The organism is Mycolicibacterium monacense (assembly GCF_010731575.1).
In the GTDB taxonomy this organism is placed as follows: domain Bacteria; phylum Actinomycetota; class Actinomycetes; order Mycobacteriales; family Mycobacteriaceae; genus Mycobacterium; species Mycobacterium monacense.
Genome location: NZ_AP022617.1, coordinates 3,148,419 through 3,172,106, shown reverse-complemented (window position 1 = coordinate 3,172,106; position 23,688 = coordinate 3,148,419). Strand labels below are relative to the sequence as shown.

The 23,688-nt window shown below is 62.9% G+C and carries 20 protein-coding genes and 3 pseudogenes; 19 read left to right on the top strand and 4 right to left on the bottom strand.

The features are described from left to right. Positions 1-283 precede the first annotated feature (283 nt). Both G6N49_RS15250 and G6N49_RS15245 read right to left on the bottom strand, forming a co-directional pair. Positions 284-787, bottom strand: coding sequence for a hypothetical protein (locus G6N49_RS15250; RefSeq protein WP_011559027.1), 504 nt, complete (start codon positions 785-787; stop codon positions 284-286). Next, entirely contained in the window at positions 784-1,587 is an 804-nt protein-coding gene (locus tag G6N49_RS15245) for an IclR family transcriptional regulator (protein WP_041309531.1), read from the bottom strand. Before G6N49_RS15245 ends, G6N49_RS15250 begins: the two co-directional genes overlap by 4 nt. A 557-nt stretch (positions 1,588-2,144) precedes the next feature. Here G6N49_RS15245 and G6N49_RS15240 point away from each other — a divergent pair. The 11 genes from G6N49_RS15240 (at position 2,145) to G6N49_RS15185 (ending at position 11,982) form a co-directional block, all read left to right on the top strand. Beyond that, entirely contained in the window at positions 2,145-3,596 is a 1,452-nt protein-coding gene (locus G6N49_RS15240) for an aromatic ring-hydroxylating dioxygenase subunit alpha (RefSeq protein WP_011855191.1), read from the top strand. Further along, positions 3,593-4,192 (top strand): 3-phenylpropionate/cinnamic acid dioxygenase subunit beta, encoded by a 600-nt coding sequence (locus G6N49_RS15235; protein ID WP_011855192.1) that lies wholly within the window; start codon positions 3,593-3,595, stop codon positions 4,190-4,192. The genes G6N49_RS15240 and G6N49_RS15235 overlap by 4 nt, the downstream gene beginning before the upstream one ends. Beyond that, complete coding sequence (locus G6N49_RS15230; RefSeq protein WP_011855193.1) at positions 4,189-4,494, top strand: hypothetical protein; 306 nt, start codon at positions 4,189-4,191, stop codon at positions 4,492-4,494. The genes G6N49_RS15235 and G6N49_RS15230 overlap by 4 nt, the downstream gene beginning before the upstream one ends. Further along, positions 4,491-5,294, top strand: a complete 804-nt coding sequence (hcaB, locus tag G6N49_RS15225; RefSeq protein WP_011855194.1) for a 3-(cis-5,6-dihydroxycyclohexa-1,3-dien-1-yl)propanoate dehydrogenase — start codon at positions 4,491-4,493, stop codon at positions 5,292-5,294. The genes G6N49_RS15230 and hcaB overlap by 4 nt, the downstream gene beginning before the upstream one ends. A 28-nt stretch (positions 5,295-5,322) precedes the next feature. Then, on the top strand, positions 5,323-5,523 hold the full coding sequence (locus tag G6N49_RS15220; RefSeq protein WP_041925008.1) for a ferredoxin: 201 nt from the start codon (positions 5,323-5,325) through the stop codon (positions 5,521-5,523). Beyond that, a complete protein-coding gene (locus tag G6N49_RS15215) occupies positions 5,520-6,761 on the top strand; it encodes an NAD(P)/FAD-dependent oxidoreductase (RefSeq protein WP_041925009.1) in 1,242 nt (413 codons plus the stop codon). The genes G6N49_RS15220 and G6N49_RS15215 overlap by 4 nt, the downstream gene beginning before the upstream one ends. Before the next feature lie 577 nt (positions 6,762-7,338). Continuing rightward, positions 7,339-8,424: a cupin domain-containing protein gene (locus G6N49_RS15205; RefSeq protein ID WP_083045647.1), complete on the top strand. Its 1,086-nt coding sequence runs from the start codon at positions 7,339-7,341 to the stop codon at positions 8,422-8,424. 24 nt (positions 8,425-8,448) lie between these two features. Further along, positions 8,449-9,447, top strand: coding sequence for a dihydrodipicolinate synthase family protein (locus G6N49_RS15200; protein ID WP_011559036.1), 999 nt, complete (start codon positions 8,449-8,451; stop codon positions 9,445-9,447). Between the two features lie 18 nt (positions 9,448-9,465). Next, the gene (locus G6N49_RS15195; protein ID WP_011559037.1) at positions 9,466-10,356 is read left to right on the top strand and encodes a VOC family protein; all 891 of its coding nucleotides are present in this window, start codon (positions 9,466-9,468) and stop codon (positions 10,354-10,356) included. A gap of 45 nt (positions 10,357-10,401) precedes the next feature. Beyond that, positions 10,402-10,788 (top strand): SCP2 sterol-binding domain-containing protein, encoded by a 387-nt coding sequence (locus G6N49_RS15190; protein WP_011559038.1) that lies wholly within the window; start codon positions 10,402-10,404, stop codon positions 10,786-10,788. A 168-nt stretch (positions 10,789-10,956) separates the two neighbouring features. After that, positions 10,957-11,982, top strand: a complete 1,026-nt coding sequence (locus G6N49_RS15185) for a dihydrodipicolinate synthase family protein (protein WP_041309534.1) — start codon at positions 10,957-10,959, stop codon at positions 11,980-11,982. Between the two features lie 800 nt (positions 11,983-12,782). On the opposite strand, the pseudogene G6N49_RS15180 reads toward G6N49_RS15185, so the two are convergent. Beyond that, positions 12,783-14,109: pseudogene (locus G6N49_RS15180) on the bottom strand (IS256 family transposase). A gap of 302 nt (positions 14,110-14,411) precedes the next feature. On the opposite strand from G6N49_RS15180, the gene G6N49_RS15175 reads away from it, so the two are divergent. The 5 genes and pseudogenes from G6N49_RS15175 to G6N49_RS15155 all read left to right on the top strand — a co-directional run. Further along, on the top strand, positions 14,412-14,921 hold the full coding sequence (locus G6N49_RS15175) for an aromatic-ring-hydroxylating dioxygenase subunit beta (protein WP_011777800.1): 510 nt from the start codon (positions 14,412-14,414) through the stop codon (positions 14,919-14,921). Between the two features lie 122 nt (positions 14,922-15,043). Next, positions 15,044-16,816 (top strand): FAD-binding protein, encoded by a 1,773-nt coding sequence (locus tag G6N49_RS15170; RefSeq protein WP_011559041.1) that lies wholly within the window; start codon positions 15,044-15,046, stop codon positions 16,814-16,816. Then, a complete protein-coding gene (locus G6N49_RS15165) occupies positions 16,813-17,103 on the top strand; it encodes a 4Fe-4S dicluster domain-containing protein (RefSeq protein ID WP_011559042.1) in 291 nt (96 codons plus the stop codon). The genes G6N49_RS15170 and G6N49_RS15165 overlap by 4 nt, the downstream gene beginning before the upstream one ends. A gap of 195 nt (positions 17,104-17,298) precedes the next feature. Beyond that, positions 17,299-18,759 (top strand): aldehyde dehydrogenase family protein, encoded by a 1,461-nt coding sequence (locus G6N49_RS15160; protein ID WP_011559043.1) that lies wholly within the window; start codon positions 17,299-17,301, stop codon positions 18,757-18,759. A 270-nt stretch (positions 18,760-19,029) separates the two neighbouring features. Then, a pseudogene (locus tag G6N49_RS15155) lies at positions 19,030-19,374 on the top strand (transposase); the annotation flags it as partial. Between the two features lie 39 nt (positions 19,375-19,413). Here the strand turns inward: G6N49_RS15155 and G6N49_RS15150 are convergent. Then, positions 19,414-20,694: pseudogene (locus tag G6N49_RS15150) on the bottom strand (IS3 family transposase). A gap of 192 nt (positions 20,695-20,886) precedes the next feature. Between G6N49_RS15150 and G6N49_RS15145 the strand changes: the two are divergent. From G6N49_RS15145 to G6N49_RS15135, 3 genes are read left to right on the top strand one after another with little or no spacing between them, the layout of a single operon-like run. After that, positions 20,887-21,396 (top strand): aromatic-ring-hydroxylating dioxygenase subunit beta, encoded by a 510-nt coding sequence (locus tag G6N49_RS15145; RefSeq protein WP_011559047.1) that lies wholly within the window; start codon positions 20,887-20,889, stop codon positions 21,394-21,396. Positions 21,397-21,456: 60 nt separating this feature from the next. After that, complete coding sequence (locus tag G6N49_RS15140; RefSeq protein WP_011559048.1) at positions 21,457-22,824, top strand: aromatic ring-hydroxylating dioxygenase subunit alpha; 1,368 nt, start codon at positions 21,457-21,459, stop codon at positions 22,822-22,824. Positions 22,825-22,843: 19 nt separating this feature from the next. After that, positions 22,844-23,671, top strand: coding sequence for an SDR family NAD(P)-dependent oxidoreductase (locus G6N49_RS15135; RefSeq protein ID WP_011767831.1), 828 nt, complete (start codon positions 22,844-22,846; stop codon positions 23,669-23,671). Positions 23,672-23,688 lie beyond the last annotated feature (17 nt).

Sequence of the window (23,688 nt, the reverse complement as noted above, 5' to 3'; positions counted from 1 at the left end):
AAATGAACGCTTGTCGGTCGGGCGCCCGTTGCAAATGGGTTGTGTCGCAACAAGTCACCACCGAACCAACAATGTCACGCAGGTAGCCAAAGGTAGTGTGAATGGCCGACGCCAGGTCTGCGCCGCCGCGCGGATGGTTCGCGCTGAGGGGGCGTGGGGTGGGGGACATCTGCGCCCTCTGCCCCCACCAGGACATAGGACATCGAACTCACTTTGGAGAAGCGTGTGCAGATCGTGCACCTCGGCGTCCGTGGCCGTCTACCGCGTTCATCGGGAGTATCGCTTACTCGTCGAACCCTTCATCTGGGATGGCAAACACCGCCCGTGCGTTTTCGTTGAGATTTGCAAATCCATCGATAATCACCCGTTTGACGCGCATCTCGTCGTCAGCGATGCGAATAAGCCACGTGCGAAAGGCCGACCCAGTGAATTCCTCGCTGACCAACGAGGGTGCTTTCCAGCGGCGAAAATAGAATTCAAGACGGGTCGTCAGCTCGACCACACCCCCGTTCACGGGAGCGTAGGAAAGTACGTGGCGCAGTTCGAGGCGTTCGTCGAAGATCCCGTCCCGTTGGTTTAGGTACATCTGTAGACCATCGCGGCCTTTCCACTGGTGACCACCCCGAAAACCGATCTGAAAGTCGTCGGTGAGGACCGCGGCGAACATCGGTTCGGATTTCCTTCGCTTCTCCAGGCGTAGGAATGCATCGATGGTCGCAATAAAGGCAGGCAGGTCCGGGGCACCGCCGGGCATCTCAGTGTCGGCTTCCGATTTTTCGGATGTCATGAGCCGAGATTGCGGGCTAGCTCGGCGGCGGCGTCTGTCAGGGCACTGCAAGCTTTGCGAACATCGGAGGGCCGGAATCGATAACTCGGCGCTGACGCGTTGAGTGCAAGCCTTATCCCGGAACCACTTTGGGGTACGGCCACGGCGACAGACGCGACGCCTTCCTCACTTTCCTGCCTGCTGATCGCGAACCCGCTTTTCCTGACCTCTGCCAATTGAGCGCGCAGTTCGGTGAGGGTGCGCACGGAGTGCTCGGTGAGTGGCTCCAAATGTGGGTCGGGGTACAACTGGTCGAGCTCGTCGTCCGATAGGCCGGCGAGCAGGACTTTACCGGTCGACGTGCAGTGTGCAGGACGCGTGCTACCCAAACGCGAGATCACCCGAACGGCAGAAGGGCTTTCGAGTGCCGCGATGAAGCGAACCAGTCTGCCGTCCAACGTTCCTACGTGCACGGTTTCTTGGAGCGTATCGACAAGCTGGCGCAGAATCGGGGCGGCCGTGCGTGGAATGTCCATCCTGGAGTGGACAGCGAACGCTACGTTTGTCAGGGACGGTCCGGGCTGGTACGCCTTGCTGGCCGGATCTTGGCGGACGAACCCGCGGTACTGAAGCATCGACAGAAGGCGATGCGCGGTCGACGAAGCGACGCGCAGGTACTCGCTAGCGTCCGTGAGCCGGATCTCAGAGCGCTCTCCTAGGAGGAGGAGTAGGCGAAGAGCGTTGTCGACAGACTCGATCGGATATTGCGGGGGCTTCCCTGTGCTGTCATGCTCCATGCCCGCGAGTGGAGGTTTCTGCATGACAGAGAGCGTACCGCGGAGAGGTCCGAATGCAGCTCGACGAATCGCGACGACTCGGGTGCCGGCGGACGAAAAGTCGCCCTCCTGCACACAAACCTGGGCCGTTTGTCTGACAGGCGGCGGCGGGTAGATAGGGACCGTCGACTTGCTTCTTGGCGCACGCGGCGGTGTCGTCGTCGACGAGCAGCACGCCTGTGGCAGTGCAGGATCGCCGATGACAGTACGTTGGGCTCGTACCTGTGGCAGTCGCTCGGATCGGACGCTTGTGCGCCCGCGGCCCGGAGGTACCGCCCCACGACGCGGCGATCCCGCCGCGAGGCAGCATCCCGTGACGACGGCAATGAGTGAGCGCTAGGCCGCGTACCGAAGAGGACCGCGACCACGTTTCATCAAGGCATCCAAGAGGGCTGCGCGGCAGTCTCGACTAGTCAACGCCCTCGTTTGACTCCACCGGTAAGGATACGGCATAATCTCTGCTAGACAGAGTCGCGTTCTACATAACAGTGAAGGCGCCTTGGTCGCGGATCGAGTCCAGTCGTTGAGTCATGGAGTTGAAGATGCAGGATCACGGTGAGGTGTTAGCGGCTGTACGCACTGGCATGATCCCGGCGCACGTGTATAACGACAAGCAAATTTTCTCGCTCGAGAAGGAGCGCCTGTTCAGTCGGGCGTGGTTGTTCGTGGCGCACGAGTCGGAGATTCCGCAGCCGGGGGACTACGTGGTCAGACAAGTGTTGCAGGATTCGTTCATCGTCGCTCGTGATTCTGCCGGCGAGATCCGGGTGATGTTCAATATGTGCCTCCATCGCGGTATGCAGGTTTGCCGGGCGGAAATGGGGAACGCGTCGAACTTCAGATGCCCGTACCACGGGTGGTCTTACCGCAATGACGGTCGCATTATTGGCCTGCCGTTTCACCAAGAGGCTTACGGAGGAGACGCCGGGTTTAACAAGACGGGGCAGACCTTGTTGCCCGCGCCGAGTGTGGCCAGCTACAACGGGTTGATCTTTCTGTCGATGGATCCTGACGCAGAATCGCTTGAAGACTATCTGGGTGATTTCAGGTTCTATCTCGATTTCTACACCAAGCAAGGCCCCAACGGTCTTGAGGTGCGAGGTCCGCAGCGTTGGCGGGTAAAAGCGAACTGGAAGATCGCAGCTGAAAATTTCGCCGGGGACATGTACCACACACCTCAGACGCACACGTCGGTGGTCGAGATCGGCCTGTTCCGAGAGCCGAAGGCTAACAAGCGCAAAGACGGCGCCACGTATTGGGCGGGTAGAGGTGGGGGCACCACATACAAGCTGCCCGAGGGGAGTTTCGAGGACCGGATGAGCTACGTGGGCTACCCGGCGGACATGATTAGTCGAGCCAAGGCCACCTGGACCGAGCAGCAGCAACAAGTCGTCGGCACCGACGGGTTCATGATCTCGGCCGCGACGTGTTTTCCCAACATCAGTTTCGTGCACAACTGGCCGAAAGTGGAGGACGGGGAGCACGTCTTGCCGTTCATTTCAATCCGGGTGTGGCAGCCAATCAGCGAGAACGAAACCGAGGTGCTGTCGTGGTTTGCGGTGGATTCTGATGCCCCGGCAGACTTTAAGGCGGACTCGTATAAGGCTTATTTGATGTGCTTCGGCTCGACGGGAATGTTCGAGCAAGACGATGTCGAGAACTGGGTGTCGCTGACCAACACGGCGGGGGGTTCCATGGCCCGCCGACTGCGGCTGAACAGCCGGATGGGGCTGCTCGCAGACGATGTACGGGTGGTCGACACCCTTAGCAGCGCTCAATTCCACGGGCCGGGATACGCTCAACTCGGTTACAACGAGAACAATCAACGGCAATTGTTGAGGCTCTGGGCCGACTACCTGGACATGCCGCCGCTTCGCGTCAACCCGGCTACGGTGCTCAGCGACAATCCGCATGGAATTGAACCAATGGTCCAGACCAACGGCGCGGCCGCCGCCGATATTGACTCGGGGTCCGCTGAGTCGGTGATGCTATGAGCGTTCACGATCACCAGCGCATTGGTCAATCCGCGGCTCCATCGGTGCTCGGGGCGCACGCGGCGCGCGCCCAACGCGTCGGCGACCCGTTACCGTTCGACGACCCTCGTCACCTCCAGGCGCATAGTTTCCTCGTCAACGAGGCGTACCTCCTCGATGCTCAAGACTACGACCGGTGGCTGGGTCTGCTCACAGAGGACATCCACTATTACATGCCGGTGCGGATCACCACCGCCGCGGGAGCCGGATTTGATAGCTCACCGGGAATGGCGCATTTCGACGAGAACAAATACTCACTTGAGCGCCGGGTTGCCCGTTTCGCCACCGAGCATGCCTGGACTGAGGATCCGCCGTCGCGTCTGCGTCACTTCATCACCAATGTGCGCACATTCCTCAGCGACGATGCCGACCACCTCGTGGTCGACAGCGCTGAGTTGCTTTTCCGCAGCCGTGGCGACGTCAACGAGTCCACGCTCATCTCATGTGGTCGTGAAGATCTTCTACGTCGCGATGGCAACGCGCTCAAACTCGCACGCCGAACAATCTGCGTCGATGAATCAGTGCTTCGAATGCAGAATCTGGCGGTCTTCCTATGAGCTCGAACGGATCCGGCGAGGGCGCGCAGTCGACCCCACAACCGGCGTGCGAGGAACTGTCGACGCTGCTGGCCGGGTCGACCGGTGATGCACTGAACATTGCCAACGAGTTCGCAGAGGTCGTCGTGCGCCGAGTGACCACTCGCAATGGAGCTCGGCTGTTGATTCAGGCGCCGAAATCGGCGCAGTGGGTCTCGCTGGATGCCTTGGAACTCGAGGCGCTGACCTGGCAGAATCCGGCCACCTTGGCGGCCATGGTGGGGAACGCAGGTGCTCCGTTGATTCTGGGCGAGGAGGTATGACTGGCTGGCTGGCGGGCAAACGCGCGTTAATCGTGGGAGCAGGTTCGGGTATCGGTCGGGCCACGGTCGACGCGTTCCTGAACGAGGATGCCCGGGTGGCCGTGCTCGAGTACGACAGCGATAAGTGCGCCACGCTGCGCCAGCAGCTGCCCGACGTTCCGGTGATCGAGGGCGATGGGACCACTCGCACCGCCAACGACGAAGCAGTGCAGGTCGCTGTCGACGCCTTCGGCGGACTCGACACATTGGTGAACTGCGTGGGGATTTTCGATTTCTACCGCCGTATTCAGGACATCCCCGCCGAGCTGATCGACCAGGCGTTCGACGAAATGTTTCGCATCAACGTCCTGAGTCATATCCACTCAGTCAAGGCAGCAGTGCCGGCGCTGATGGGCCAGGACGGCGCCTCGATCGTGCTCACCGAGTCCGCGTCATCGTTCTATCCAGGACGCGGCGGCCTGCTGTATGTGGCGTCGAAGTTCGCGGTGCGCGGCGTAGTCACTGCACTGGCTCACGAACTCGCGCCGAGGATCCGTGTGAACGGTGTCGCCCCCGGGGGGACGTTGAACACCGACCTGCGCGGACTCGACAGCCTCGACCTTGGCGCCCGCCGTCTGGATGCTGCACCAGATCGGGCCCGCGAATTGGCTGCTCGCACACCGCTGGGCGTGGCCCTATCGGGTGAAGACCACGCCTGGAGTTACGTCTTCCTCGCTTCTCACCGCTCCCGCGGGCTCACCGGCGAAACGATCCATCCCGACGGCGGTTTCAGCCTCGGACCCCCACCCCAGCGGAATTGAACCCGACGAACACAGGGAAGGAAAGCAGATGGGCGGAGTTATAAAGGCTAAGCGCGAGGTATGTCAGGGCTACGCGAACTGTGTCGTTGCGGCCCCGGATTACTTCGACATCGACGATCGGGGACTCGTGGAGGTCCGCAAGACGGAGGTTCCTTCCGCGGACAGGACCCGGGTCGAGGAGGCTGCGCGCAGCTGTCCGGTGGCCGCGCTGGAAGTCCTAGACGAATGACGTCGCGGGTCGTCATCGTCGGCAGTTCTGTCGGCGGGGTCCGCACGGCCCAGGCGCTGCGCTCGCAAGGCTACGATGGCGACGTCGTCCTGGTGGGCGAGGAAACTGCGCTGCCCTACGACAAGCCGCCATTATCCAAGGCATTGCTTGCGGGTACGAGTGACATCGCCGCTGTGACGTTACTCAGTAGAGACGCTGCCGCCGCCGACCGCATCGAGCTTCTCCTCGGCCGCCGCGCGATCGGAGTGGATGTCGCAGCGTGTCAGGTCGAGTTCGCCGATGATGAGCCCCTGCGTTATGACCACCTGGTGGTGGCCACCGGAGCCAGCGCGCGACCATCCCCGTGGGGCCACGGATCGGGCATTCATGTGCTCCGCACTCTGGAGGACTGTCTGCGGCTACGGGACGACCTTGTCGCCGGTGTCCGCCTCGTGGTGATCGGGGGAGGATTCATCGGGGCCGAAGTTGCGTCAACCGCCCGGTCAATGGGGGGGCAGGTGACCGTTGTCGACCCGGTGCCCGTTCCGATGAGCAGGGTTCTGACCGAAGAGATCGGCGAGTGGTTCATCGATTTGCACCGAAACCACGGAGTGCACACGCGCTTCGGTATCGGTGTCGAGAATATTGAGGGGGAGCGCGGCAACCTTAAGATCGGCCTCACGGACGGGACGGTCCTAGAAGCCGACACGGTGGTGGTGGGCATCGGCGCCGTTCCGAATGACGGCTGGCTGATGCCGTCGGGACTGCTAGTCGATGACGGCCTGGTCTGCGACGAGTTCTGTCGTGCAGTTACGTCACAAAACATCTACGCAGTCGGCGACGTGTCGCGTTGGTTCCATCGCGCCCGCGGCGTGACGATGCGCATCGAACACTGGACAAACGCGGTCGACCAGGCCTCTTGCGTCGCGCATAATATTTTGTATCCCGATGAATTGCGCTGCTACGAGCCCGTCGAGTACGTCTGGAGCGACCAGTACGACTGGAAGATTCAGGTCTGTGGCCAGACAACTCACCTAGGAGAGCCACTCGTCGTCGGAGATCGACTGTCCGACAATCGATTCACAGTCCTCTACCCGGATGGCGAGCAACGTCTTGGTGGCGCGGCGGTGGTGAACTGGCCTCGAGCACTGATCGAGTGCAGGCGTGCGCTGCAGGCCGGTAGCGATCTCGAAAGTGTGCGGGGAAGGCTCGAAGTGTTGACGAACCCACCCGATACCGCCGCAACGCGATCGCCATAGTCGGGCCACAAGTGGTTGCGCGCCGCATTGCAAGTGGGACTGGTTTCCCACCGAACATGCTCGCTGCGGCTTCGCCGCGTTCTTAGCTCGGAATGTCGCGGCTTTCTACCGCGCGAGGTCCTCGGTGGCCGCGGCGCGGTATTCAGGTTTCGGCCACCGCCCCGGCTCGGTGGACAGGCCGATACCGCGCCTTGGGCGCCGGCATCACGGATGAGTCGCAGCGACCGCATCGCTCCCCTAGACGGAACTCGGCTCGAAACGGAGTGGCCGATCATCGAGGTTCGGGGCTGCGCCGCTGGCGACCGACCCACATCGGTGACCTCTGGGACCCTATCGACAACACAACCTGTCGCAGCCGACACGGCGCCACGAGTCATGAAGAAGACCTCGGAGGTTGTTGAGCGTTCCTAGCTCACTTGGAGGTCTTCTTGTTCTCACCTCGCCACGCCGTCACCAACGGCGATGGTCAGTACGGTGAGGTTAGTACGCGGCACTTCCTGGTGTTGACGCAATCGGCCGGTCCCGATAATCTCTAAGTAACAGAGTAGTGTTCTGCAAAACAGAGAAGGTAGGTCTCATGTCGACCGCTGAGATTTCAGGGCTTCACGAATTCGACGCCGAGCTCGAGGCTGCCAACCTACGTGGACAATGGATCTACGACGAAATGCTGGAGAGCGTCGTCGGCGGGCCCAAGCCTGCGGGTGTTCCCTTTCTGTGGCGATGGCAGGACGTTCACGCGAAGCTTCTGAAGTCGTGCGACGTGATGCCTGAAAGTTTGACGGCGCGACGCAATCTCTCGTTCATCAACCCGGATGCCCGAGGAACCACGCACACCATCAACATGGGTATGCAGATGCTCAAGCCCGGCGAGATTGCCTATGCGCACCGCCACACCATGGCGGCGCTCCGGTTCGCTATTCAAGGCGGCCCCGGCCTGGTGACTGTGGTGGATGGCGAGCCTTGTCAAATGGATACCTACGACCTGGTTCTGACCCCTCGCTGGACGTGGCATGACCATGAGAACGCCACCTCGGAGAACGTCGTTTGGCTCGACGTGCTCGATATCGGCCTAGTGCTCGGGCTGAATGTTCCCTTCTATGAGCCCTATGGCGAGAAGCGCCAACCTCAACGCGAGGACCCGGGGGAGCATCTCGCTGACCGCGGTGGGATGCTGCGCCCGGCGTGGGAGCAGGTCAAGGCGGCGAACTTCCCGTACCGCTATCCTTGGCGTGACGTCGAGCGGCAGCTCCAGCGGATGGCGGGCCTTGCGGGCAGTCCCTACGACGGCGTAGTCCTGCGTTATGCGAACCCCGTTACCGGCGGATCGACTATGCCAACGCTGGATTGCTGGGTGCAGTTGCTGCGGCCGGGCCAGCAGACCGAGGCCCATCGCCACACGTCGAGTTCCGTGTATTTCGTCGTGCGCGGTGAGGGAACTACGGTTGTCGACGGGGTCGAACTCGACTGGGGGCCCCACGACAGCTTCGTGGTGCCCAACTGGAGCACCCATCACTTCGTCAACCGGTCGGCGGAAAATGCGTTGCTGTTCTCGGTCAACGACATCCCTACATTGAAGGCTCTCGATCTCTACTACGAAGAGCCCGAGCTGTCTTTGGGGACGCAGCCATTTCCGCCGGTCCCCGCTAACCTCCGAGCCCGCTGACGATTCACGAGAGAGGCAGTGCACGTGCGTGACACGAAGTTGACCGTCGATGACATCACCGGTGTCGTCGGCATTATCCCTACGCCCTCCATCCCGACGGCCGACCAACCGGGCACCGCGTTCTCCGTAGACCTCGATGAGGCGGCGAAGCTCGCCGACGCGATGGTCCGCGGCGGAGTGGATGTGCTCATGACCACAGGCACCTTCGGCGAGTGCGCCTCGCTGACGTGGGACGAGTTGCAGAGCTTTGTCGCCACCGTGGTCGACGCCGTCGCGGGACGTATCCCGGTTTTCGCCGGAGCGACGACGCTCAATACCCGCGATACGATCACGAGGGGTCGCCGGCTCGGCGAGCTCGGCGCCGATGGCCTGTTCGTGGGTCGTCCGATGTGGCTGCCCCTGGATGACGCCGGCATCGTGCGCTTCTACCGGGATGTGGCCGAGGCAGTGCCGAACATGGCATTGGTGGTCTACGACAACCCCGGCGCCTTCAAGGGAAAGATCGGGACGCCCGCCTACGAGGCACTCAGCCAGATACCCCAGGTCGTCGCTGCCAAGCATCTCGGGCTGCTCAGTGGCTCCGCCTTCCTTTCCGACCTCCGCGCGGTAAGCGGTCGCGTGCGGCTACTGCCGCTTGAGACTGACTGGTACTACTTTGCGCGGCTCTTCCCAGAAGAGGTCACCGCCTGCTGGTCGGGCAATGTGGCCTGCGGCCCTGCGCCAGTAACGCACTTGCGCGACCTAATCAGAGCCGGCCGCTGGGACGACTGCCAAGCGCTCACCGACGAACTGGAGGGGGCTCTTGAGACGCTGTACCCGGGCGGCAACTTCGCCGAATTCCTCAAGTACAGCATCCAGATCGACAACGCCCAATTCCAGGCGGCCGGTTTTATGCGCACGGGGCCCACCCGACCGCCGTACACCGAAGTGCCGGAGTCCTATTTGGCTGGCGGGCGCGAGGCCGGCAAGAACTGGGCCGCACTCCAGCAGCGCTATGCGTCACTTGCCGTCTCGAACCACTGAATCGCCTGAGGACAGCACATGTTGGTGAAAGCGTTGGGTTATGTGGGTGTGGAGTCTCCGGATGCGAAGGAGTGGTTGGCGTTCGGTCCGGAGGTTTTGGGGATGGAGGCGGTTGAGGCGTCCAGTGGGTCGGTCCTGTTGCGGATCGACGACGCCGATCATCGTTTGGCTGTGCATCACGGAGAGCGCAACCGGATGCTGTATGCGGGCTGGGATGTGGGCAGCGAGGAGGCGCTTGAGGCTGCCGGGGAGTTGCTGCACAAGCGGGGCATTGGGTTTGAGGTGGGAACCGAGGAGGACTGCGCGGCCCGCGGGGTGTTGGGCTTTGTGACGCTGTCGGATCCTTCGGGGTTGCGTCATGAGTTGTTTTACGGTCAGAAGGTGGTGCCGGGTTCCTTCCGGCCCGGTCGTGCGATGTCGGGGTTCGTCACCGGTGCGCAGGGGTTGGGTCATGTGGTGTTGGCGACGCCGGACCTTGCGCAGGCCGACCGGTTTTTGCGGGGGGTGTTGGGGTTTAAGAAGAGCGATGAGATTTACACCTTCATGGATCTGTGGTTCTACCACTGCAACCCGCGCCATCACAGCATCGCGTTGACTCCGATGCCGGGTGTGCGGGGACTGCACCACGTGATGGTCGAGGTGCAAAGTTTTGATGACGTGGGGATGGCTTATGACCTGTGCATGTCGCGCAACATTCCGCTGAGCATGACGTTGGGGCGCCATGTCAACGATCGGATGGTGTCGTTTTACGCGCGCACACCGAGCGGGTTTGACATCGAGTACGGCTGGGATGCGGTGACCGTCGACGAGGAAACCTGGACAGTCGCTCAGTACGACCGACCCAGTGTGTGGGGCCACCAGATGGTCGCCCAAACACCACCAGGCGCACTCGAAGCCGCAACAACATGAACGGCTCGACGGCCGAGACGACGAAAACGATCATATGGAGGTGAAATGGCGATCCAGTTCCTAACCGACGACTGGGCGACTGCGGTGACCGACGCGGCCAATGCCGACGAGAGGTTCCGCATTGCAGCGAAGGGACATGACGTGGTGCTCCGCGTATCCGTGTCGCAGAGCCCGGCCAGCGATGACTACTACATGCATTTCTCTGACGGGTCACTCATCGTCGGTATCGGATCCCCGCCACGCACGCCCGACGTGGAGGCCGAGCTCAGCTACGAAACGAACGTCGAGCTGTCTCGGGGTGCGCTCAACGGCCAGACCGCGACCATGACCGGGCAGATGAAAGCCGTCGGCAACATGATGAAGATGATGTCGATCGGAAAAGCCCAGGATCGGCTCGCAGAACTCGAGAGCGGCTTAGACATCGACTACTAGCACTTATCGCGGCGCCTAGAGTTGACTTCGCGCCGAGGGACACAATGCCACGAACGGGAGTGCATCGGCACCTACCATCGGCTCAAGTCCCACCCTGGACGGTCCCGCGCGACCATACCGCCAATAAAAGCCATTCCGAAGATCATCAAACCAGATTGGACACGGCTCATGACAACACGTAGCAGCGAACTCGTTCCCAGCGACATGAAGGGGTTGTGGGGATTCGTGCCAGCCTGCTCGACGCCGGACGCCGCCGATGTCAACGCGGTCGACACGATCGACACCGATGCGCTCGCGTCTCTGGTTGATCGACTGGTGCGTGATGGTGTCGACGGCATCGTGACGACCGGCAGCGCCGGCGAGTCGCACACCCTTTCCGACGACGAATACCGCACGCTCATCACGACAGTCGTGGAGACGGTAAACGCCCGGGTTCCGGTGTTCGTTGGTGCCAGCACGCTCAACACGCGCGACTCGATCCGACGCGCCCGCGTCATCGCCGACCTCGGGGCGGACGGCATTATGAGCGGACCGCCGATGTACTTGCCGCAGACTGCCGAGAACGCGGTCCAGTACTACAAAGACCTCGCCGAGGCCGTTCCGGAGCTGGCGATCATGATCTACCAGAACCCGCACGCGTTCCGCATCACATTGCCGCCCGGTGCATTCAGGGAGCTGGCCCAGATTCGCAATATCGTTGCGCTCAAGCAGACCTCGATGGACATCTTCAATGTGATCGGCGCCATCAAAGCGGTCAAGGAAAAGATGTCGGTCCTCGTCTTGGACCAATTGATGTACCCCGCAATGATGTTCGGTGCTGCCGGAGCGTGGAGCATCGACGTATGCATGGGCCCCTGGCCCGCGCTTTCGCTGCGCGATGCATGCCAGCGTGGCGACTGGACAGAGGCCGCGACCATCGCCGACCAGATGCAGGCGCCATTTCGAACGCTGGGCCTGACCATGGAGGAATTCCAAGCCATGCAGTCCGCCTGGTGGAAGATCGCAATCGACACTGCGGGCTATGGGCGTGCTGGGGCTGCTCGGCCGCCCTTCGTTCACATACCGCAGACCGTCGTCGACTCCGCGCACCGCTACGGTGAACGCTGGGCAGGACTTGCGGAGCGCTACCACCGGTCAAGGGAAGCCGCTGGGCTGCCGCCTGCCGCGGCGAACGTCGCCGCCGCCTCGTCATAGACGCCGGGGAAGAACCGTCAGGGCGACCTGCTGACCACTCCCCCCACCTAGGCGTCTAGGTCTGTAGCCAACGTCGCCAGCCCACTCAGCAGCGACTGAACTTCGGAAAGGACTGCCAAGCCGAGCAATGCGACGGCGGCGAGGTTGAACAATGCCGCCTGCTCGCGACCACCGATCTGATGGGCTTCTCCAAGAGCCCGTTGCGCGATGATAGGTCAGCCAGTCAGGATTGCGATCGAGAGCCGCGTCAAGATAGGAAGTCGCACCCGAGCCAACGCGTCGCCGAGCATCCAGATTGTGTGCACCACAAGCGTTTTCGCTGCCGTGGCCACGGCGAGCATGTCACAAGTCACAAGCGCCACGGGCGGTCTGCCAGGGACCATGCCGGCGATCACTTGGAGATGCCCGAACCCATAGGCGCGACAATCGTCATCGCCTGCCGACCCGGGCGATCGGGGGAGTGGAGTCGGCTAACGCCCGCCACCCGGGTGTTCGTCGGACAATAGCGGCAACGACCGCCGCGAGTGCTCTTGTTCCCGCGCCCCGCGGCCGAATGTTCATAACAGGGCACCGACAGCACGACGACATCGCCACAGACCTCGGCCATTGCGGGGCTGGCGGCCCCGGCGCAAAGGCAAGTCGGTCAAAGAGATCAACACGTCCAGTCGCGATCTTGCGTGCACTGCCGCAGCCTGCCGAACGCCTCGTAAATGCCTGATTCGCCAGGACTTAGCGTCATCTCGTCTACATAAGGTGACGCGTCAGGTCCGTCAGATTAACGGTGTAAGCGGCATCTTCGGTTAGGTGGTTTCGCTGCCCGGCATGCGGTCGGCGAAGGTGATCGCGAAGGCGTTCAGGGCTGGTTTCCAGCGTATGGTCCATCGCTTCTGTCCGGTCCCGGTCGGGTCCAGCGACCGGGTGACCAAGTATAGGCACTTCAGCGCCGCCTGCTCGGTGGGAGAATGACCGCGGGCCCGCACGGCGCGGCGGTAGCGGGCGTTCAACGATTCAGTAGCATTGGTCGAACAGATCACCTTCCTTGTCTCGGTGTCGTAGTCCAGGAACGGAATGAACTCACTCCACGCGTTGCGCCACAATCGAATCGCCGCCGGGTAGCGGTTACCCCACTCGGCTCTCGAATGCGTCCAGCGCTGCCGCTGCAGCCTCGGCGTTGACCGCGGTGTAGATCGGCCGCAACGCCTTGGCAATGGCGTCGCGGTGCTGGCGCCCGGCATAGCGGAACGTCCCACGGATCAAATGGATGACACACGTCTGGACCACAGTGTCGGGGAACACCGCGCCCACCGACTGCGGTAAGCCTTTGAGCCCGTCGCAGACCAGGAAGAAAATGTCGGCCACCCCGCGGTTCTTCAGCTCGGTGAGTACCGCCAGCCAGTATTTGGCTGACTCGCCCTCGCCCTCGCCCTCGCCGGCCCACATGCCCAGCACGTCACGATGCCCGGCCAGGTCCACCCCGATCGCGGCGTAGATGGGCCTGGGGCCGACCTGGCCGTCGCGGATCTTGACGTGCAGGGCGTCGATGAACACCGCGGCGTACACGCGTTCCAGCGGGCCGGTGTGCCACACGGTCATCTCCTCGACCACGCGGTCGGTGATCCGACTGATCGTGTCCTTGGACACCGACGCGCCGTAGATGTCGGCGAAATGGGCGCTGATCTCGCCGGTGGTCAGCCCGCGGGCATACAGCGACAACACCACCTCGTCGACATCGGTCAGGCGACGTTGGCGCTTCTGGACGATCTGGGGTTCGAAGCTGCCGGCGCGGTCGCGCGGCACCTCGATCTCGATCTGCCCGCCCGCATCGGTCAGTACGGTCTTGGCCCGGGTTCCGTTGCGGGAGTTGCCCGAGCCATACCCAGCCGGATCGTGACGGTCATAGCCCAGGTGCTCGGACAGTTCCTAATCCAGAGCGGTCTCGATGACCGTCTTGGTCATCGCCTTGAGCAACCCGCCCGGACCGGTCAGCGATACGCCGGCCTCGCGTACCAACTCCCGGGCAACCTCGAGCTCGTCGACCTCACCGCTATCCGGGACATCAATGGCCGCCACGGCGGCCTCATCATCGGGATTCTGCGATGGCTCCACAGCCACGACAGTTTCGGTCATCACGCGACCTTTCCGGCCCCGACACACCGGGGCCGATCAGGCCGTTTACACCGTTACCGCGACAGTCCCGACGCGCCAGGCGCCCGGGCATTGCGCATCCGATGGAGGCGCCACATGAGCTCGCGTCCAGATTCGGTTGTGCAGCATCATCATTAGTTGCGCGCCGTTTTGGCCGTGGTTCATTCGGAGATGTTGTCTTGACGGGCCGGTGTGACGTATCTAGCATTCTCTACAGCGGAGGACGCATCTGTTCAGCAGAATATCGAGTCAGTGTTGATGGTCTGGTCGAGGAGTTCGGTGTGATGAACGCGGTTGCGGTCGATCGAGATACCCGTGAGGCTGTCGAGGCGTTCATGTTCCGGGAGGCGGAGCTACTCGATGGGGGGCAGTTCCGAGAATGGTTGGGTCTGCTCGACCCCGACATCCGGTATGTGGTTCCGGTGCGCACCACCCGTGAGGATTCCGCGGGTTGGGTGGGCGCGATCGCGCACTGGAACGACGACTACACGGGCTTGGAGATGCGGGTCCTCCGCGGCGAGACGGATTTCTCGTGGGCCGAGTCACCTCGGTCGCGGACCCGGCACTTCGTGTCCAACATCCGCACGACTGCCGGACCGGAGGCTGATGAGTTGACCGTGCGCTCAAATCTCTTGTTCTTCCGCAGCCGCGGAGACAGCGGCCGGTGGGAGTTGCTCTCGGCCGAACGCGTCGACGTGTTGCGCCGCACCGACGATTCGCTGCGGCTCGCTCGGCGCGAGGTGTTACTCGATCACTCGACGTTGCCTATCGACAACCTGTCGGTAGTCCTGTAGGGCCAGCTCCGTTCACCACCTCCGCGTGGATATCTCCGATTCCAGAAAGGGTCCAACCATATGACCACCGAAACAACCGAGACGGACTTGATCGAGATGTTGGTGAAGGCGTGACTGGCGTTATGGGTGACCTGGATGTGTCGGTCCAAGAATGCGACGTCTTGGTAGTGGGTGGGGGAATTGGCGGAGTGCGGGCAGCACTACGGGCCGCGGAGTTGGGGTCGTCGGTGATTCTGGTGGAGAAAGCGGTGGTGTCTCGGGCAGGGCCGATGACGTATGTCCACAGCCAATACGCCCCTGATCACCGGGTGCAGGGTGAGGAGATGACGGAGTGGGCGCGCGAGTTCGTGGTGGGCAGCAATTATTTGGCCGATCAGGATTGGGTGCAGCAGTACATAGCCGAGGCCTATGACAGGGTTAACGAGCAGATCGAGTGGGGTGTGCCCTATTCCACTCATGAGGATGGGTCGCTGAAGTATGTGACGGTCCGCGGCCACAACCTTGGCACGACGCTGGGTGTGGATGGTCGCGTGTGTATGGAGATCCTCAAGGAGAGGATGAAAGCGGCGGGGGTGCGACTGTTCGAGCGGGTCGATGTGATTGATCTGCTGACCACCGACGGGTGTCGGCCCACCGCTGGTGCGGTGTGTGGTGCGGTGGGGGTAAATGTTGTCACTGGCCAGTGTCATGTCTTCACGGCGGGCAGCGTCATCCTCAACACCGGCCCTTGGTACCCCAAGCTGCATTACGCGTTCGCCGACCATTGCAGCGGGGAAGGTCATGTGGCGGCCTGGCGAGTGGGTGCTGAGTTCGCCGGCATGGAATTCGGCCAGTTCGCTGCCTGGAGTTACTTCAATCGGTCATTCTTCACACCGGGTCAAGCCAAGATTCAGGGGATCGGTGGCAAGTTCTGCAACGCGGCGGGCGAGTACTTCATGGACCGCTATGACCCGATCTGGGGCGATAAGGGCGGGTTGTTCACCATCGCGCGCGCGATCATGACCGAGATGGTCGAGGGCCGAGGGCCGTGCTATCTCGACTTGCGTCACGTACCACAGGCGGATCTAGAGGTGCTGTATGAAGTGTCTCCGACGGTGCGGCGCGCCTTTACCGAGTTTGAGGTCGATCCCTCCACTGACCTGCTGGAGGTGACCCCGTTCATCGTGCTCGGCACGAGCAGCACCAGCGGTCCCACGATCGACCTGGACGGAGCCACCACAGTGCCCGGCCTGTACGCGGCCGGGTATGGCACGGCGTGTCCGCATTTGATGTCGGGAATTTCTGGCAGCGGGATCTCGAGCTTCTCGGCTGTTGCGGGGTACCGGGCGGGCACTGCGGCGGCGGCGCGCGGCGGTCACGCGGTAGCGCGCAGTGTGTGGGAGAACCAGGCACAGGAGAGCTTCGCGGAGTATTTCGCGCCGATGCGTCGGCTGCGGCAGGTCCGGCCGGTGGATGTGTGGAAAGCCATCGGCGAGGCGACGGCCAATCCGGCATTCGCATTGTTTAAGTCGGAGGCACGGATCGATTCAGCGCTCGCTGAGCTGTACCGGATCCGGGATCGGGTACTGCGTTACGTTTTCGCGCCGGACTATCAAGAACTTAAGAAGGCGCATGAGGTGCGCGCATACCTGACGTTGGCGATCATCACCTGTGAGGCGATGAAGCGGCGCACCGAAAGTCGCGGGGAGCTGTTTCGTATCGACTACCCCTACGCGGACAACGATGAGTGGCTGAAGTGGCTGCTCGTGCGCCGGGGCAGCGGCGGTGAATTCGATCTGCAGTTCAGCGAACGCGACCTGCCGATCCAGTCGTGGCCGGTGCAGGCCCCGCCCGGCCGCCATCCAAGTCCATATACCGTGCCGCAAGGCTACCGTGAGGAGGCGGCGGTTCAGTGATCGAAAGCATCGACGAAACAACGTGCGACGGGTGCAACGTCTGCATCGACAGCTGCCCAACCGGGGTGATCCGGCTGGTGGAGGGCGACGAACCGTGGGCCACGACCAAGTGGCGAGCCAAGATCATCTACCCCAACGACTGTCATTCCTGTCGGTTGTGCGCAATCGATTGCCACGTGGACGCGATCGTTGTCAGCCACGCACTGGTGATCCCCGACCCCTTCCTCCCGGGCGTAGAGCCCCTCGACGGCAGCCGCGACGCTCCGCCCGACGAAAAGAAAACTTGATGTCCATCGGAATAGCGCGAGTCGGGCGTGTTCGGTGTCGGCAAGGTCCCGGCTGCGGGGTCAGGCGATGATGGCCGCCCGATGCGGCCGGCGCCGGATTCGGCACTTATCTGGCGGTCGCCGGGCGATCCTCCGATGACGCAGACATGGCTCCCACAAATCAACCGTTCCCCGCAGGAAAGTTAGGACTTCGGCATGATCAGCGCAAACCTCATCATCAACGGACGTGAGGAAACATCCGACCGGACGATCGACGTCGTCAGCCCGGCTGATATTCGGGTACTGCTCGGTTCGGTCCCAGACGCCGCACCCGGGCAGGTCGACGAAGCGGTCGCAGCGGCTGCAATGGCGTTCCCAGAATGGTCATCGCGGCCCCTGGAAGAACGCCAGGGAGCACTACTTGCCGCCGCAGGCACGATCCACGACATGATCGAGGAATATGCGCCGATCCTGAGCCGGGAGAACGGAAAGATCCTCGAAGAGTCGCACGTCGACCTCGAATTCGCGTCGGGCATTTGCGGCTACACCGCAGGCATTTCGGCTGAAATCCTTGCAGACCAACAGATTCGCGACACCGGGGGCACGACCCTCATCCGCCGCCGCCCAATCGGGCCGGTGGCCGCCATCACGCCGTGGAACTTCCCGGTGGTCCTGGCATTCATGAAGCTGGCGCCCGCACTCGTCGCCGGCAACACAGTCGTCTTGAAGCCGGCGGCAAACTCCCCGTTGGTTCTCGCCGAAGTCATCCGAGCCCTCCAACAGCACTTCCCTCCGGGCGTGCTCAACATGGTCACCGGAGGCGACGCGGTCGGAGAAGCACTCGTCGCTCACCCGAGAATTCGCAAGATTGGTTTCACCGGCGGCATCGATACCGGGCGCAAAGTTATGGCCGCGGCCGCGCGCGACATCAAGCGGGTGACGCTCGAGCTGGGCGGAAACGACCCCGCGATCCTCCTCGACGACGTCGACCTCTCGCCCGAGACTATGCGGCAGATCGTAAAAGGCGCGTTCGGGACCACCGGCCAGGTGTGCTTCGGTCTCAAACGTATCTACGTGCCGACCCGCATCCACGACCGCTTCGTGGAAGCGTTCTCAGCCGCCGTGGATGAAATCGTCGTCGGGCCCGGCGACGACCCCCGAGTCACCATGGGGCCGCTGAACAACGCTCAGCAGAAGAACCTCGTCGAGAAGATCGTGGACGACGCGCGCTCGAGCGGCGCGACCGTCACCACCCTCGGCCAGCGGCTCGATTCGGCGGCCTGGGACCACGGCCACTTCATGATGCCCAGCGTGGTCACTGAGGCTGATCCCCGCCTCGCAATCGTCGAAGAGGAACAGTTCGGCCCGGTAGTGCCCGTGCTGAAATACGACGAACTCGACGACGTGATCCGGCTCGTGAATCAATCGCAATACGGGCTTGCCGCCTCGATCTGGACGTCAGATGAAGAGCGGGCGTTCCTGCTCGGCCGTCGGTTCGACACCGGCTCCGTCTTCATCAACAGCCACACCTTCACCTCCCTCGACCCCCGCGCACCCTTCGGCGGGGCGAAAGCGAGCGGCTTGGGACGCGAATTCTCTCCAGCCAGCCTGGATTCCTACACCGAATTACAAACAATCAGCCGTCGCATCGGGCCGCCAGGCCCTCCGCTGTCCTGAGTCCGGCGGGGAGCCTGACCAACACATATTCGTCACGGTCGTAGATCAGCGACGACGACGCGGCGGTATCGATGCACACAGGTAACTTCGCCGACGGTGTGAAGGCGTGGCGGCGCGTGCTTCGGCAGGGATGCCCCCATTAATGATCCATTCCGGCCCAACGTTCGCGGCGATTCGACCCTCCTAACGTAGAGACCGCCAACAGTGGGACTGTCGCGGTAACGGTGTAAGGCCTGATCGGCCCCGGTGTGTCGGGGCCGGAAAGGTCGCGTGATGACCGAAACTGTCGTGGCTGTGGAGCCATCGCAGAATCCCGATGATGAGGCCGCCGTGGCGGCCATTGATGTCCCGGATAGCGGTGAGGTCGACGAGCTCGAGGTTGCCCGGGAGTTGGTACGCCAGGCCCGCGAGGCCGGCGTATCGCTGACCGGTCCGGGCGGGTTGCTCAAGGCGATGACCAAGACGGTCATCGAGACCGCTCTGGATTAGGAACTGTCCGAGCACCTGGGCTATGACCGTCACGATCCGGCTGGGTATGGCTCGGGCAACTCCCGCAACGGAACCCGGGCCAAGACCGTACTGACCGATGCGTGCGGGCAGATCGAGATCGAGGTGTGACCCCTCCCGGCGAGTCCGGAGGCTGCATTCGTTGAATCACCCTGCCTTTGGTGGGGTGAGTTTTTGATCGTAGTGGAGCTTCTCGACGGCCTCAGGGGTGAAGTCGTCGAGGTACTCATGCGGACGCTCGGTGTTGAACCACACCACCCACTCGGCGGTGGCCAGCTCGACCTGGTTGACGTCGCGCCACGGGCCTTGCCGGCGGATCACCTCGTTCTTGAACGACCCGACGGTGGTCTCGGCCAGCGCGTTGTCCAGCGCGTCACCGACCGAGCCGACCGACGGATCCACTCCCTCGTCGATGAGCCGTTGGGTGAACGCCACCGAGGTGTACTGACTGCCGGCATCCGAATGCGCGATCAGCCCGCGCAGACTGGTGCCGTCCTGGGTGCGGGTGAAGAACGCGTGCTCGATGGCGTCGAGGACCAGGTCGGTGGTCATCGACCGAGCGGCTCGCCATCCCACGATCCGGCGGCTGTAGGCGTCGATGACGAACGCCACGTACGAACCCCATCCACGTCGCCACATACGTGAAGTCAGCCACCCACAACCGATTTGGGGCCGACGCGTAGAACCGGCGGTCCACCAGATCCGGATACCGGACATGGCTGCTATCGGCGACGGTGGTCTTGTGTTTGGACCCGTACCGGGCGCCTTCCCATCCGTTCTCGCGCATGATCCGCTCCACCGTGCAGCGGGCGACGTCGTGGCCCTGGCCGCGTAGCCAGATCCACAACTTGCGTGACCCGAGCGTCTGGACGAACCGGCCCTTCCTCTTGCCTTCCCTTGCCGCGGTGATGATCTCGACCAACTCGGCATCGCGGATCTCGCGCCGGGTCGGGGTCTTGGCGATCCACTCGTAGTAGGTCGACGGGCTGATTGCGATGCCATGCTCGGAGAGCACGGCACACATGGGCTCGACACCCCAGCGCAGCCCGGCCCCGCCGTCGGGGCCGGCCACCTGATGGTCCTTGTGTTCGGCGATGAACCGGATCGCCGTCTCCCGGGCCGGTCGAGCTCGGCCCCGAAGAAAATCGCCGCTGCTTTCAAGATCTCATTGGCCCGACGTAACTCGGCGATCTCCTTACGCAGCGCCTTGTTCTCCTCGGCCATCTGCGTGGTCACCCCCGGACGCTGGCCGGTATCGACCTCCGAGCGGCGAATCCAGGTCCGCAAGGTCTCCGGGGTGCCGATCCCCAACATGCCCGCGACCGCGGTGATCGCCGCCCACTGCGACGGGTACTGCGGACGGACCTCGGCGACCATGCGCACCGCACGCTCACGCAACTCGTCGGGGTACTTGCTCGGACGTCCCATAACTCAGATCCTCCCAAGATCGGGAGCCTCCGGACTCGCCGGGAGGGGTCAGAGCCATTTTGGTCGTTGCCCATTTGGAGATGTTGTCTTGACGGGCCGTGTGACGTGACTTACATTCTCTACAGCGGAGGACACATCTGTTCAGCAGAATAGAGAGTGAGTGTTGATGGTCTGGTCGAGGAGTTCGGTGTGATGAACGCGGTTGCGGTCGATCGGGATACCCGTGAGGCTGTCGAGGCGTTCATGTTCCGGGAGGCGGAGCTACTCGATGGGGGGCAGTTCCGGGAATGGTTGGGTCTGCTCGACCCCGACATCCGGTATGTGGTTCCGGTGCGCACCACCCGTGAGGATTCCGCGGGTTGGGTGGGTGCGATCGCGCATTGGAACGACGACTACACGGGCTTGGAGATGCGGGTCCTTCGGGGCGAGACGGATTTCTCGTGGGCCGAGTCACCTCGGTCGCGGACCCGGCACTTCGTGTCCAACATTCGCACGGTTGCCGGACCGGAGGCTGATGAGTTGACCGTGCGCTCGAATCTGTTGTTCTTTCGCAGCCGCGGAGATAGCGGCCGGTGGGAGTTGCTCTCGGCCGAACGCGTCGACGTGTTGCGCCGCACCGACGATTCGCTGCGGCTCGCTCGGCGCGAGGTGTTACTCGATCACTCGACGTTGCCTATCGACAACCTGTCGGTAGTCCTGTAGGGCCAGCTCCGTTCACCACCTCCGCGTGGATATCGCCGTTTCCAGAAAGGGTCCAACCATATGACCACCGAAACAACCGGAACAGCTGACGCGACCGATCCCTACCTGCGGCGCGCGTTGCGGGAGGTAGCGGACGGGCTCAAGGTCGGGCGCTTACCGGCCCGCGTCGTCAGCGATCCCGCGCTACACACGATCGAGATGGAGCGGATCTTCGGGCGCGCCTGGGTGTTTCTCGGACACGAGTCGGAGTTGGCCAAGTCCGGCGACTTCGTCGTGCGGCACATCGGGGCCGATTCGGTGATCGTTTGCCGGGACAACTCCGGCCGCATCCAGGCGCTGTCCAATTCTTGTCGCCACCGTGGTGCGCTCGTGTGCCGGGCGGAGATGGGAAACACCGCGCACTTCCAATGCCTGTACCACGGCTGGGTGTACAGCAACACCGGAGAGCTCGTCGGCGTGCCGGCGATGACGGAGGCCTATCCCGGCGGCTTCGACAAGTCGCAGTGGGGATTACGTCACATCCCCCATGTCGACTCGTACGCCGGATTCATCTTCGGCAGCGTCGATCCGAAGGCGCCGAGCCTGACCGACTACCTCGGCGACACGACGTTCTACCTCGACCTCATTGCGAAGAAGACAGCGGGCGGTCTGGAGGTGATAGGGGCACCGCATCGATGGGTGATGTCAGCGAACTGGAAGACAGCCGCCGACAATTTTGTCGGCGACTCCTACCACACCCTCTTTGCTCACCGCTCGATGGTCGAGCTAGGCATGGCGCCCGGTGACCCAAACTTCGCGAGCGCACCAGCGGAAATCTCGCTGCAGAACGGCCACGGCGTCGGCGTACTCGGCTTTCCGCCCACGCTCGCCGATTTTCCCGAGTACGAGGGATACCCCGACGAAGTCGTCGACCAGATGGCGACGTCCTACCCGTCGCCGGTACACAAGGACCTGATGCGACGCTCATCCTTTATTCACGGCACCGTGTTCCCGAATTTGTCGTTCATCAACGTGACCCTCGCGCAGGACCACATGTCGCCCCCTACCCCCTTCATCACGTTCCGGGTATGGCATCCGCTCTCCCATGATCGGATGGAGATCCTCTCCTGGTTCCTGGTCGAACGCGATGCTCCGGAATGGTTGCGCGATGCGTCCCAGGCGTCCTACGTCAACAACTTCGGCCCAGGTGGGGTTTTCGAACAGGACGACGCCGAGGCATGGAAGGCCATCACCGAATCTGTCCAGGGCCCGTTCGCCGGTGAAGGCCTGCTGAACTACGAAATGGGCATGGACTTGACTCCGCTCACCGACTGGCCAGGGCCGGGAGAGGCCCTCCCGAGCGGGTACGCCGAGCAGAATCAGCGGCGGTTTTGGGGGAGATGGCTGGAATACATGGGTCAGCCTCCCGCATTCGGCGGGCGTGCTTGATGAAGCTTCTGCCCAGGCTATGCGCGAAGTGCGCCCGTTCACCAATCGGCGCCGCGTGAGTGCCGTGAAGGCGGGGGACCGCCGGGTCGCAATTGTCACTGCCGCCGCCGCGGGAATCGGTAAGGCGATCGCCCTGCGGTGGTGCCGCGAAGGTGGGTGCTGTGTCATGGCCGACACCGACGGCGAGGGCCTCGATGCGGCCGTGCATGAATTGGCCGAGTCCGGCGCGGCGGTTTGCGGCGTCGCCGGCGACGTTTGCCTCAGCGATGTTGCAAACAGTGTCGTCGAACGGGCGCTGACCGAGTTCGGGCGGCTCGACACACTGTTCAACGTCGTCGGCGGGAGCCTGGCTCGCAACGTGGAGGAGATCAGCGAGGAGCAGTGGCGCAGCCAGATCGACATGAACCTCGGCAGTGTCTTTCAGATGTCCAAACCCGTCATCCCACTCCTGCGCCAGGGTGGCGGCGGGTCGATCGTCAACGTCGCGTCGACGGCCGGGATCCTCGCCGAGAACAGGTGCTCCGCCTACAGCGCAAGCAAAGGCGGGGTCGTGCTACTCACGAAGAACATGGCCCTCGACTTCGCCCGCGACAACATCCGCGTGAACGCGATCGCCCCCGGGGGCACCCGCACGCCGAGGATCGAACGGTTCCTGGCCGAGCACCCCGAACACGCCTCGATGATGGTGGACCTCTGCGCGATGCAGCGTTTCGCAGGACCAGACGAGATCGCGGCGCCGGCTGTGTTTCTTGCCTCGCCCGAGGCGTCCTACATCACCGGTGCCGTACTGCCGGTCGACGGAGGCATGACCGCCGGCGTCACTTTCCGGGCGTTCGAGGCGGTATGAGCATGATCCCCAACCGC